Below are 12,543 nucleotides of genomic sequence, written 5' to 3'. Positions count from 1 at the left end.
GCCGCCGCGATTTTCTGCATCGGCCCGTTTCTCTTAGGGGAACGGGCTTTTTTGGCATTGACAAATGTTATTTTTATGTCACATTTATGTCAAATTAATTTTCACGGCGAAGCTTGAATAAATACGTATAAAAATGGTATATTTTCTTTATATTATTCGGATTCTGGGGGGGAAGGCGATGAAAAAGTTAAAAAGGAGCGCCAGGCTGGTGGAAATGACGCAGTACTTACTATTCCGCCCCCATTCGTTGATTCCTTTAACGACTTTTGCCGAGCGTTACAATTCAGCTAAATCCTCGATTAGCGAAGATTTGGCGATCATTAAAGAAGTGTTTGAAGAAGAAGGGCTTGGTGAACTGCATACGCTGGCCGGAGCGGCGGGGGGCGTGAAGTTTACGCCGAAGATGCCGAAGGAGGCGTCACTGCGTTTTATACAAAACCTGTGCCTGCAGCTGCAGCAGCCGGAGCGCATTTTGCCCGGAGGCTATTTGTATATGTCGGATATTATGGGGCAGCCGCACCATTTGAATGAGATTGGCAAAACTTTTGCCTCAGCGTTCGCCGGTCAAGACCTGGACGTGATTATGACGGTTGAAACCAAAGGCATTCCGCTTGCTTATGCGACAGCCACTTATATGAATCTTCCCGTCGTTATTGTACGCAGAGACGGCAAGGTGACGGAGGGTTCTGCCGTAAGCATCAATTATGTATCGGGCTCCAACAAACGGATTCAAACGATGTCGCTCGCCAGACGCGCGCTCAAGGAAGAATCCAAGGTGCTGATCATCGATGACTTCATGCATGTGGGCGGCACGATTCACGGCATGATGGACCTGTTAAGCGAGTTCAAGGCTTCCGTCCAGGGCGTAGGGGTGTTCATGGAATCCTGCGAGGTGGATGAGCATTTGGTAGACCATTATGTATCGCTTGCGCGGATGTACGGGGTGGATTCGAAAACGAAACAGATTACCGTAGAGCCGGGCAATTACTTTGACGATGCAAAAGGAGACTTGTAAACATGGAATATATCGCGACTTCAGCGGCTCCGGCCGCAATCGGGCCTTATTCGCAGGCGGTTAAGCTGGGCAATCTGCTGTTTACGTCGGGACAAATCCCGCTCGGTACGGACGGTCAGATCGTTCAGGGCGGCATCAAGGAACAGGCGCATCAAGTATTCGCCAATTTGAAGGCTGTATTGGAAGCGGCGGGCACCGATTTTTCGCAGGTGGTCAAGGCGACCGTGTTTTTGAAGGACATGAATCAGTTTGCAGAGCTGAACGAGATTTACGCTTCCTATTTTGGCGATCACAAACCGGCTCGTTCGACTGTCGAAGTGGCCAGGCTGCCAAGGGATGTTTTTGTCGAAATTGAACTAATTGTTGGAATTTCTGTCGAATCTTGATCGAAACATTAAGAACGCATAAAATTATTCAATTTCCCGAAAAAGGAAGAAGGAATTTGCACTAAAATGTGGAATTATACACCCAAGTCCTAGCGATGGAAAAAGGTGGTGAACACAAGTGCAAATTACAGATGTAAGACTCCGCCGGGTTAATTCCGAGGGGAGAATGAAGGCGATTGCTTCCATTACCATCGACAACGAGTTCGTCGTTCACGATATTCGTGTGATTGACGGAAACAACGGTATGTTCGTGGCTATGCCAAGCAAACGGACTCCTGACGGGGAGTTCCGCGATATCGCTCATCCCATTTCTTCAACGACTCGCGAAAAAATTCAAGCTGCGGTTTTGGCTGAATATGATCGTGCAGCAGCTGAAGAAGAAGTAATCGAAGAAGGCGCTTAATTGTTCAACATCTGGAGAGCCCGCCGGGCTCTCTTTTCTTTTTGTGGGAATTGAGCTATATTTGGGGATGAACCGACTTTCATATCACGATTTACGATAATGCGCGTATACTAGGATTTATTTTACCACATAAGAATGTTTAAGTTCTTTACAGCGCTAAGCGTGTGGAACTGCATTCTTATTGGCGAATAAACCCACCTCTAAACGCGGTCGCTCATCTTCGAAAGACCTCGATAAAGGTTTATCTCAATAAGTTTATAAATAAAGGGGTTGGATGTAAGTTGAAATTAATGGCAATCGTACTGGCGGCAGGTCAGGGTAAACGGATGAAATCGAAGCTTTATAAAGTGCTCCACCCGGTTGCAGGCAAGCCGATGGTAGGTCACGTTGCAGATACGTTAAGGGATATGCAGGCGGAAAGGACGCTCGTCGTCGTTGGCTACGGAGCGGAGGCGGTACAGGCATACCTGGGCGATAAGGTGGAATATGCGCTGCAATCGGAGCAGCTCGGGACCGGCCACGCGGTTTTGCAGGCCAAAGACGCGCTGGGCGCCGAGGAAGGCACGACTATCGTCATCTGCGGCGATACGCCGTTGATTTCCGAAGGGACACTGCGGAGCATGCTGGAGCTGCACAGCCAGTCGAGGGCGGCGGCGACGATTTTGACGGCCAAACTCGATCAACCGCATGGATACGGACGCATCATCCGCGGGGAAGACTCCCGCGTGAGCCGCATCGTGGAGCAGAAGGATTGCAGCAGCGAAGAAGCGGCCGTTCAGGAGATCAATACGGGGACGTACTGCTTCGACAACCGCAAGCTGTTCGATGCGCTCGCTGCGGTGAAAAATGACAACGCCCAGAAAGAGTACTATTTGACGGATGTTATCGGCATTTTGACGGGGCGCGGCGAGATCGTGCAAGGGTACTGTATGGCGGACAGCGCGGAGTCGATCGGGGTGAACGACCGGGTAGCGCTTGCCGAGGCGGAACGTTTGATGCGGGAAAGAATCAATCGCGCTCATATGCTGAACGGCGTAACGATCGTCGATCCGGCGGGTACGTACATTGAAGCGGGAGTGACCATCGGAGCGGATACGGTGCTGCTGCCGGGCACGATTTTGCGCGGCCAAACGTCGATCGGCGAGAATTGCACGATCGGCCCGCAAACGGAAATCAACGACTCCACGTTGTTAGATGAAGTTACCGTGAAGCAGTCCGTGCTGCAGGACGCTTTTGTCGACAGCGACGCAAGCGTCGGTCCGTTCGCTTATTTGCGGCCGGGCGCGAAGATCGGGAAGCATGTCAAAATCGGCGATTTCGTCGAAATCAAAAACGCGACGCTCGGCGATGGAACGAAGGTATCGCATTTGAGCTACGTAGGCGATGCGGTTGTAGGCACCAATGTCAACATCGGCTGCGGCGCGATAACGGTCAATTACGACGGCTTCAACAAAAGCCTGACCGAGATCGAAGACGACGCTTTCGTCGGCAGCAACGTGAACCTGATCGCGCCGGTTAAAATCGGCAAAGGCGCCTATGTGGTCGCAGGCTCCACGATTACGCATGCGGTTGAGGACGGAGATTTGGCCATCGCCCGCGAGCGGCAAACCAACAAGCCCGGCTACGCTGATAAGATCAAAGCGCGGATGCAGGCGAAAAAGAACAAAAAAGGATAGAAGGCAACAGGGAATTGGATGGAACTTCCTGAGATTGGGCACGCTACTGATTAGCGGTTAAACCTACTCTCAGGAGGTTTTTTTCATATGGCATTAACGTTAAAAGCGGACGCGCGCCAAGGCACGACCAAATCCGAAATCAAGCAGCTGCGCGCAAAAGGCAAAATTCCCGGCGTCGTCTACGGCAAAAAAACCGGGAATCTCGTCATCGCGATCGATCAAAAGGAGCTGCTTGCGCTGCTGCGCAAAAATCCGCACGCGATCATCGAGATGGAACTTCCGAACGGAGGCGGCAAACAGCCGGTCATGATGAACGAGCTGCAGAGAGATAAAGTGAACCGGGAGCTGCTGCATGTCGATTTTCATCAAATCAGCATGGATGAGCCGGTCAAAACGGTCGTGGCCCTCGATTTCGTCGGCGAAGCCGAAGGGGCCAAGGAAGGCGGCATCGTTCAGGTACAGCTGCACGAGCTGGAAATCCGCTGCCTGCCGCAGCACATCCCGGCCACCATCCCCGTCGACATTTCCGGGTTGGGCCTCGGGGACAACCTGCTGGTCAACCAGATCTCGGTTCCGGAGGAAATCGAGGTCAAATCGGACCCGAACGAGCTCATCGTAACCGTGCTGGCTCCTCAGAAAGAGACCGAAGCCGTCGAGGATCCGGCCGCTTCGCAAGAAACGAAAGCTTCCCAGGAGTCGATTGCCGAGGAAGCGAAGGAAGAACAGACCACGTAAGCACAACGCCAAAAGGGTGCCGCTCCGCTTGGGGAGGCGCCCTTTTCATTGCCGCCGTGCTGCGATGCTTGATTTCCTCGGGGATGAGGGGGCTATACTTTAATAGCCTGGACGTGAAATAAAATCGTGTAAAGTTCGGTTATAGAAGGTATTGTTGACTTTAATAAAATGTGTGGAGTACACTTCTACAAAGCCTATATCCTTGTGGGCGGTTTGATAGTATACTTGGACGGGGACGCTTGCGTCTACATGATCCTGAAAATGATGATCATGAGTTAGTTTTTGACCATTATCGTACATAAGCGTTGTCTCACCTGCATTTTTTAAATTTTTGCTGCTTCATAATAATATGACAATGCGTTCGGGAACTTCGTTCCGGCGGCAGGATATATTTTTTTGTAAATAATTTGTTTTATTGGAGGAAGGATGCAGCGTGAAATGTTTTATCGGGCTGGGCAATCCCGGCAAGCAGTATGAGCTGAACCGCCACAATATCGGGTTCATGGCAGTGGACCGGTTCGCGGCGAAATGGGGCATCGGCTCGTTTCAAAATAAGGGCAGGGCGCTGCTCGGAGAAGGCAATGTAAACGGAACGAAAGTGTATTTGCTCAAACCGATGACTTATATGAACCTGTCGGGCGAAGCGATGCGCGCTTTTCTCGATTTTTATAAGGCCGATCTCGATGACGTGACGATTATTTACGACGATATGGATACGGCTTTCGGCCAAATCCGTCTGCGTTATCAAGGAAGCGCCGGCGGGCATAACGGCATCAAATCGATTATCCAGCACGGGGGGACGCAGAGCTTCAACCGGATTCGGATCGGCGTATCCAGACCTGCGCCGGGTTACAATATCGCCGATTACGTGCTGTCCAACTTTTCCAAAGAGGAAATGCGCTCGATCGAGCAGGTGCTTGATCTTACGTGCGATGCGATGGAGTACAGTCTGGACAATTCGTTTGAGCGGACTATGGCGAAATTCAATAAATAGAGGCCGGAGCTGCGCAGGAAGCTGCAGCGGCGTTGGCTAATTTCTCCTGCAAATGGCCATACTAGGACATAAACGGAAGGCGGGCTGCGCAAAGATCGGGCCGCTTTCCGTGTAATAGGCCATTTGAAGGGGGCATACACTATGTCAATCAAGTATATTTGCAGGCATTGTCTCACCTTTGTCGGGGAAATCAATCAGGCTGCGATTACAGAGCAGCAACTGGGCTTCCATTTCTTGACCCCCGAAGAACGGAGAGATATAATATCGTATAACACGGATGGAGACGTTACCGTAAAGGTCGTCTGTGATTATTGCCGTGAAGCGCTTGAGGCTAACCCGGAGCTTTCGCTGCTGGTCAGCCCTCTGCAGTAGTCATGGTTGATGAAGGGAACAATAGCCTAGGCAAGCATGCCGAGGCTTCTTTTTGTGAGAGGAGTGTCATTGTTTGCAAGCTTTAGTTCAAGCTTTTTCTGCGGATGCCGATTTTCAAACGATTGTATCCGGCGTTCGCTCCGAGATGAAAGAGCAGCTCATTGCCGGTCTCACCGGCTCCTCTCGACAAGTGATGATCGCCGCACTTGCGCGCGAATTGCAGCGACCGCTATTCATTATTACCCACAATATGTTTTCCGCACAGAAGATTTTCGAGGATTTGCTGGAATGTCTGTCGGAAGACGAAGTGCTGTTGTATCCGTCCCAGGAAATGATGGCGACCGAAGAAGCGGCGGCGAGCCCGGAAATGCTTGCGCAGCGGATCGATGCCCTGACCAAGCTTGCCGGAGGGTACCGCGGCGTGGTAGTCGCACCTTTTGCCGGAGTCAGAAGATTGCTGCCGGTCAAACAGGTGTTCGAGGATTCGCGCGTCACGATCAAGGTTGGAGATACGGTTCATTTGGATGAGCTGCTGGGTCGGCTGACGGCGCTGGGCTACGAACGGGTGGAACGCGTAGAATCCAAGGGCGAAATGAGTGTCCGCGGGGGAATACTGGATTTGTATCCGCTCACATCCGATCATGCCATTCGGATTGAGCTTTTTGATGTCGATGTCGATTCGATTCGCACGTTTGATGTTAGCGACCAGCGCTCGGTCGATAAATTAGAGGCGGTGACAATTCCGCCATGTCGGGAGATTCAAGCGGATGGAAAGCGATTACAATCTGCTGCCCAACATGCTTATGAGCTGCTGCAGGCGCAGTTGGAGAAAATGACCGATCGCGCGGCGAAGGATAAACTGCTGGAAGGCATCGGCCACGACATCGAACTGCTTCGCGAGGGGCAGACGTTCCCCGGCATTTATAAATATATATCGCTTTTATATACGGAAAGACAGACCCTGATGGACTACATGCCCACAGATGCGGTGCTGATCATCGACGAGCCCGCCCGTCTTCTGGAGACGGCGAAGCAGTTGGAACGGGACGAGGCGGAATGGATGATGCACGCGCTGCAAGAGGGGAAGAGCTTGCCGGCTTTTGTGCTCTCCAAATCGTACGAATCGCTGCTTCACCGCAGGCCGTTCCCGACGCTGTACGTGTCGCTTTTCCTTAGACAAGTTGCGGGCGTTCAGCCGCAAAATATCGTGAATTTCGTCTGTCGGGTCATGCAAAACTTCCATGGGCAAATGAATCTCTTAAAATCGGAGATGGAGCGCTGGAAGAAGAACGGCAGCAAAGTCATCCTTCTGGCGAACGGGGAAGAGCGGTCGGAGCGGGTGAAGCGCGTGTTTCACGACTACCAGATCGAAGAGCCGCTGATTGTGGACGGCAACCTGCAGGCCGGCTTTGAGCTGCCTTCGATTCATTTGGTCGTTATCACGGAAGGCGAAATCTTCACGCAGAAGCAGCGCAAAGCGCGCAAAGTGGAGAAGAAGCTGGAGAACGCCGAGCGGATCAAAAGCTATCAGGAGCTGAAAATCGGCGATTATGTCGTTCACGTGAACCACGGCATCGGCAAATATGTCGGGATCGGCACGCTGGAAGTCGGCGGCATTCACAAAGACTACCTGCATATTATGTATGCTGGCGGCGACAAGCTCTCGGTGCCGATCGACCAGATCGATCTGATCCAGAAATACGTAGGCTCGGAAGAGAAAGAGCCGAAAGTTTATAAGCTTGGCGGCGCCGAATGGGCGCGGGTCAAGAGCAAGGTGCGGGCTTCGGTCAAGGACATTGCCGACGATCTGATCAAACTGTATGCCGATCGTCAGGCGACCTCGGGTTACGGGTTTAGCAAAGACAGCGCCTATCAAAATGAATTCGAAGCGATGTTCCCGTATGACGAAACGCGCGATCAACTGAGGGCGATTGAGGAAATCAAGGTGGACATGGAGAAAACGCGTCCGATGGACCGCCTGCTGTGCGGCGACGTAGGCTACGGCAAAACGGAGGTGGCCGTTCGCGCGGCGTTCAAGGCAGCCATCGACGGCAAGCAAGTGGCGGTGCTGGTGCCGACGACGATTTTGGCGCAGCAGCACTATGAAACGTTCCGCGAGCGGTTCTCGGGCTATCCGTTCAATGTGCAGGTGCTCAGCCGCTTCCGCTCCAAAAAGGAGCAGACGGAAGTGATGAAGGGCATCAAGAAAGGCACCGTCGACGTCGTGATCGGCACGCACCGGCTGCTGTCGCAGGACGTGCAGTTCAAGGATTTGGGGCTGCTGATCGTGGACGAGGAACAGCGGTTCGGCGTATCCCATAAGGAGAAGCTGAAGCGGCTGAAGACGAACGTGGACGTGCTGACGCTGACTGCGACGCCGATTCCGCGGACGCTGCACATGTCGATGCTCGGCGTGCGGGATTTGTCCGTCATCGAGACGCCGCCGGAGAACCGTTTTCCGGTTCAGACGTACGTCGTCGAGTACAGCCCGGGCCTGGTCCGGGAAGCGATCGAGCGCGAGCTTGCCCGCGAAGGGCAAGTCTATTTTCTTTACAACCGTGTTCAAGGAATTACGCAAATGGCGGACCAAATCTCCATGATGGTGCCGGACGCGCGCGTGACGGTTGCCCACGGGCAGATGGGCGAGCAGGAGCTGGAAAAGACGATTCTCGATTTTCTCGACGGAGAATATGACGTGCTTGTCAGCACAAGCATTATCGAGACCGGCGTCGACATCCCGAACGTGAACACGCTGATCGTCCACGATGCGGATAAAATGGGGCTTTCCCAGCTGTACCAGCTGCGCGGACGCGTCGGACGCTCCAACCGGATCGCCTACGCCTATTTTACGTATCAGCGCGATAAAGTGCTGACCGAAGTGGCGGAAAAACGTCTGCAAGCGATTAAAGAGTTTACAGAACTGGGATCAGGCTTTAAAATTGCCATGAGGGATTTGGCCATCCGGGGCGCCGGAAATTTGTTGGGCGCGGAACAGCATGGCTTTATTGCTTCTGTGGGCTTTGACTTGTACTCGCAAATGCTCGCGGAAGAAATAGCCAAGCGCAAACAGGAAATCGAAGGCGAGGAAGCTGCGCCGGGACCGGAATGGAATACGCAAATTGACATCCAATTGGACGCTTACCTGCCGTCCGACTACATCTACGACAGCATGCAAAAAATCGAAATCTACAAAAAAGTGGCTGCCATTCGCACACTGGAAGAAGCCGCGGATCTGCACGACGAGCTCGTCGATCGATTCGGGGATCTCCCGCAGGCCGTGTTCAACTTGTTGTCGGTGGCTCGTTTGAAAGCATACGGTTCGGAGTACCGGATTGAAACGATCAGCCAAAAAGGGGATGATTACCAGATCAAGGTGCATACCGACCAGAACGACAAACTTGACGGGCAGAAGCTGTTCTCCCTGTCTAATCGCTTTGAAGGCCGCATCAAGCTTGTAGCGGGGCCGCAAATTCATATCCTTGTCCGCTGCAAGGGGCTTACGCCGGAAGCTTCCATCGAATTGGTGGAAAAATTTCTGGTACAATACAAGGAGGTTTTGAAAACGAAGGGAGAATTGCAAGATGTTGCCAAATAATACCGGTAAATCAATGTTCTATTCGAAGAAATGGATCCTAACTATGGTGGCGCTGCTGCTCGCAATTTCCGTTCTCAGCGCATGCGGCCAGAAGAAGGCGGAGGGCGGCGCAACCGCTTCTCCGGCCGCTACGGCTGCTGCCGCGGCTAATCCGGCGGACGTTATCGCGACCTACAAAGACGGGGGTAAAATTACCCGCAGCGAATTTGACTCTTTTATCAACGTGAACAAAATGTTCAGCCCGCAGCTTGCGCAATATATGAGCGACCCTGCCTTCCAGCAGGACATGCTCAATCGATTGGTGACATTCCGCGTGCTGTCTGCGCGTGCCGATGACAAAACGAAGGAAACCGCCGATAAGCAGGTTGCCGAGCAAATGAAGTCCTTCCAGGACTATTTCGGCAAAATGGAAGGCGGCGTGGACAAACAGCTCAAAGACAACAATGTCGAGCTGAAGGATATCGAATCGTTGATGAAAATGAGCTTCTATACGATGGGCAGTATGGAAAGCAAAGTGACCGATCAGCAAGTTCAGGATTCGTACAATAAACAAGCGGCTCAGCATGCTTTTGACGTTGTGACGGTAAGCCACATTCTGATCAGCTTGAAAGATTCCGCAACGCAAAAAGACATTCGCACCAAAGATGAAGCTTTGGCACGAGCCAAAGAAGTGAAGGACAAGCTCGATAAAGGCGGCGACTTCGCCGCGCTGGCCAAAGAATATTCCGATGATCCGGGTTCCAAGGACAAAGGAGGCACCTATAAAGATGCGGACGTGAACCAATGGGTTCCGCAATTTAAGGAAGCGGCTCTCACGCTGCCGATCAACAAAATCAGCGACCCGGTTGAATCCGACTACGGGTATCATGTCATGAAAGTGGAATCCAGAACGACCAAACCGCTGGATGATACGATGAAAACGCAAATCAAATCGCAATTGGCGGAAGGTTCGCTTTCGGACTTCGCGGAAAAAGAAGTTCCGGGCATGATTGAAACGAACAATCTGCCTAAGCCTACAGCAGCTCCGGCAGCAACTCCCGCAGCAAGCCCGTCTGCAGCGGCCAGCCCTGCGGCAAGCGCAGCGCCTGCAAAGTAATGTGTTCGAATGACCGCCGTCATGCGGGAAACACGGCGTGCACCGTGTGACAGAATTTCCAGGATGTCCCTTTTGGGGCATCCTGTTTGTTTTTGACATAAATGGACAAGATAACGTCAGCAGCATGCCAAACTACTTAATGAAAGTCGCTTTCAAGCGTGCTGGAAGTTAGTTGGTGAAGCGTCTGCATAAAAAATAGGCCGGGAAGAATACTATGGGTAGAATTCGAATTCCCTCCAATCCAGAATAAAAAGTTGTTATGCTCCAGTCGTATCCAATTCTTCATGAGGAAAGTGAGGCATCTAGAGGTATGAAGGCAACTGGAATTGTCCGTCGGATAGATGATTTAGGGAGAGTTGTCATTCCCAAGGAGATACGGCGCACACTTCGCATCCGCGAGGGAGACCCGTTGGAAATTTTCGTGGACCGGGACGGCGAAGTCATTCTCAAGAAATACTCGCCGATCGGCGAGCTGGGCGATTTTGCCAAAGAATATGCGGAGTCCTTGTTTGAAAGCACAAACCATGTGACTATGATTTCGGATCGGGATTCAGTCATCGCAGTGGCCGGAGGCTCCAAGAAAGACTATTTGGACAAATCGATCGGTTCTGTCGTGGAAACTTGTATGGAGAACCGCAAAGCAGTGCTGGAAAGCAGCAGCGGGCAGTACGAGATTATCAAAGACGCCAGCGACACTTATTCTTCTTTTGTGATTGCGCCTATCGTGGCGGGCGGCGATCCGATCGGCTCGGTCATTTTGATCAATAAGGACGAAGGCGTCAAGATGGGTCAATTGGAAGTCAAAATGGTGGAAACCGCAGCAGGCTTCCTGGCGAAGCAAATGGAGCAATAAGCAAGGCGTCTGTCCGATGAACAAGCAATTTCATCGGACAGACGCCGGGAATCGGTACAACAACAGAATATTCGGAGTACGCAGCTTCCTTGTCGAGAAAAATTTTCATCGGAGAGGAAGCTTTTTTTGTCGGAAGAGGAGGATTTCGTTATAATATTTCTTAAACGGCATTTCGTTAGAATGCAAGCAATGGGGGATTCATTGTGGAGGACACTCAAGCGGATCGGAGCGCCCGTACGGGGGAAGATCTGCGCCGGGCCCAATCGGGATCAGGACTGCTGCGGGGGGCTGCCGTGCTGGGAGCCGCTGCCGTATTGTCCAAGCTTTTGGGCACCTTGCAAAAGATTCCTCTGCAAAACTTGGCCGGGGATACGGCTTTTGGCATTTATAATGCGGTTTATCCGCTGTATATTCTTATTTTGTTTGCGGCGACGGCCGGGTTTCCGGTGGCTGTGTCCAAATTTGTCGCCGAGCGTGCCGCCGCAGGAGATCCGCAGGGGGCCCGGCGAATCGTTTATGTTTCTTCGCTGCTGTTGATGGGAACGGGCGCGCTACTATTTGTGCTGTTGTACATGGGCGCCGGACAGATCGCCGCCTGGATCGGCATCAGCCAGACGGAGCGGGCTATTCGCAGCGTATCCTTCGCACTGCTGCTGTCGCCGGTGATGGCTGTGCTGAGGGGATATTTTCAGGGGCATCACGACATGGTGCCGACAGCGGTCTCGCAGGTCATGGAGCAGCTTATTCGGGTAATAACGATGGTGGCGCTGCTGCTCTATTTTGTCGCCTTGTCGGCTAACGAGGAGTGGATCGCCGCCGGGGCGACGTTCGGTTCGGTTACAGGAGCGGGTGCAGGCTTGCTCGTCATGCTCATATACTGGCGCAAAGACCGGAATGCCCGATCCAAGCATCCCGCGCCGGAACGGGCGGTGGCTGGGGAAAATCTGAGCAATGCACAGTGGGCATGGCGCATTGCGGCTTACGCCATTCCGGTCTGCCTGGGAGCGATCGTCGTGCCGATTCTGAATCTGGTCGATACGTTCACGATGCCCCGTTTGCTGGATGCGTCGCTGATGAACGAAGCCGAGGCGATGCGGCAGTTCGGTTTGTACAACCGAGGCTTGCCCCTCGTCCAGCTAGTCGTCATGGTCGCCTCGTCGATGTCGGCGGCGCTTGTCCCAGCGATTGCCGAAGCGAACATGAAGGGGCAAGCAGGACTTATCCGCTCACGGGCTGAGATGGCGGTCAAGCTTGCCTGGCTGATCGGCCTTGGCGCCTCCTTCGGGCTCGCCTTTGCGGCGGTGCCGATCAACGTCATGCTGTACGCGAGCAGCGACGCCAGCTGGACGATGGCCGTGCTCGCTTTCACGGCCCTGTTCAGCACGCTGAACGCGGTCACCGCCAGCGTGCTCCAGGGC

At 52.8% G+C, this 12,543-nt stretch carries 11 protein-coding genes; all 11 read left to right on the top strand.

Going from position 1 to position 12,543, the window contains the following annotated elements:
• Positions 1 to 178 precede the first annotated feature (178 nt).
• Complete coding sequence (purR, locus tag AC0LWT_RS37215; RefSeq protein ID WP_474686868.1) at positions 179 to 1,015, top strand: pur operon repressor; 837 nt, start codon at positions 179 to 181, stop codon at positions 1,013 to 1,015.
• Between the two features lie 2 nt (positions 1,016 to 1,017).
• Entirely contained in the window at positions 1,018 to 1,401 is a 384-nt protein-coding gene (locus AC0LWT_RS37210; protein ID WP_474686866.1) for a RidA family protein, read from the top strand.
• 118 nt (positions 1,402 to 1,519) lie between these two features.
• On the top strand, positions 1,520 to 1,804 hold the full coding sequence (gene spoVG / locus AC0LWT_RS37205) for a septation regulator SpoVG (protein WP_036655543.1): 285 nt from the start codon (positions 1,520 to 1,522) through the stop codon (positions 1,802 to 1,804).
• 281 nt (positions 1,805 to 2,085) lie between these two features.
• Positions 2,086 to 3,480 carry a bifunctional UDP-N-acetylglucosamine diphosphorylase/glucosamine-1-phosphate N-acetyltransferase GlmU gene (gene glmU, locus AC0LWT_RS37200; protein WP_474686864.1) on the top strand — a complete coding sequence of 465 codons (1,395 nt, stop codon included), beginning with the start codon at positions 2,086 to 2,088 and terminating at the stop codon, positions 3,478 to 3,480.
• A gap of 87 nt (positions 3,481 to 3,567) precedes the next feature.
• Positions 3,568 to 4,215, top strand: a complete 648-nt coding sequence (locus AC0LWT_RS37195; RefSeq protein WP_474686863.1) for a 50S ribosomal protein L25/general stress protein Ctc — start codon at positions 3,568 to 3,570, stop codon at positions 4,213 to 4,215.
• Between the two features lie 433 nt (positions 4,216 to 4,648).
• Positions 4,649 to 5,209, top strand: coding sequence for an aminoacyl-tRNA hydrolase (gene pth, locus AC0LWT_RS37190; RefSeq protein ID WP_474686861.1), 561 nt, complete (start codon positions 4,649 to 4,651; stop codon positions 5,207 to 5,209).
• A gap of 141 nt (positions 5,210 to 5,350) precedes the next feature.
• Positions 5,351 to 5,581 carry an anti-sigma-F factor Fin gene (fin, locus tag AC0LWT_RS37185; RefSeq protein ID WP_474686860.1) on the top strand — a complete coding sequence of 77 codons (231 nt, stop codon included), beginning with the start codon at positions 5,351 to 5,353 and terminating at the stop codon, positions 5,579 to 5,581.
• A gap of 73 nt (positions 5,582 to 5,654) precedes the next feature.
• The gene (gene mfd, locus AC0LWT_RS37180; protein ID WP_474686858.1) at positions 5,655 to 9,176 is read left to right on the top strand and encodes a transcription-repair coupling factor; all 3,522 of its coding nucleotides are present in this window, start codon (positions 5,655 to 5,657) and stop codon (positions 9,174 to 9,176) included.
• The gene (locus tag AC0LWT_RS37175) at positions 9,163 to 10,272 is read left to right on the top strand and encodes a peptidylprolyl isomerase (protein WP_474686857.1); all 1,110 of its coding nucleotides are present in this window, start codon (positions 9,163 to 9,165) and stop codon (positions 10,270 to 10,272) included. The genes mfd and AC0LWT_RS37175 overlap by 14 nt, the downstream gene beginning before the upstream one ends.
• A 310-nt stretch (positions 10,273 to 10,582) precedes the next feature.
• The gene (spoVT, locus tag AC0LWT_RS37170) at positions 10,583 to 11,125 is read left to right on the top strand and encodes a stage V sporulation protein T (protein WP_474686855.1); all 543 of its coding nucleotides are present in this window, start codon (positions 10,583 to 10,585) and stop codon (positions 11,123 to 11,125) included.
• 203 nt (positions 11,126 to 11,328) lie between these two features.
• Positions 11,329 to 12,543, top strand: a 1,215-nt coding sequence (locus AC0LWT_RS37165) for a polysaccharide biosynthesis protein (RefSeq protein WP_474686853.1), incomplete at its 3' end; no start/stop codon positions are given.

The organism is Paenibacillus sp. sgz302164 (assembly GCF_056120505.1).
This window is presented reverse-complemented; position numbering and strand designations above follow the sequence as displayed.

Coding starts and splice junctions, on each gene's coding strand:
- purR (WP_474686868.1), top strand. CDS start 179: ATGAAAAAGTTAAAAAGGAGCGCCAGGCTGGTGGAAATGACGCAGTAC.
- AC0LWT_RS37210 (WP_474686866.1), top strand. CDS start 1,018: ATGGAATATATCGCGACTTCAGCGGCTCCGGCCGCAATCGGGCCTTAT.
- AC0LWT_RS37195 (WP_474686863.1), top strand. CDS start 3,568: ATGGCATTAACGTTAAAAGCGGACGCGCGCCAAGGCACGACCAAATCC.
- fin (WP_474686860.1), top strand. CDS start 5,351: ATGTCAATCAAGTATATTTGCAGGCATTGTCTCACCTTTGTCGGGGAA.
- AC0LWT_RS37175 (WP_474686857.1), top strand. CDS start 9,163: ATGTTGCCAAATAATACCGGTAAATCAATGTTCTATTCGAAGAAATGG.
- spoVT (WP_474686855.1), top strand. CDS start 10,583: ATGAAGGCAACTGGAATTGTCCGTCGGATAGATGATTTAGGGAGAGTT.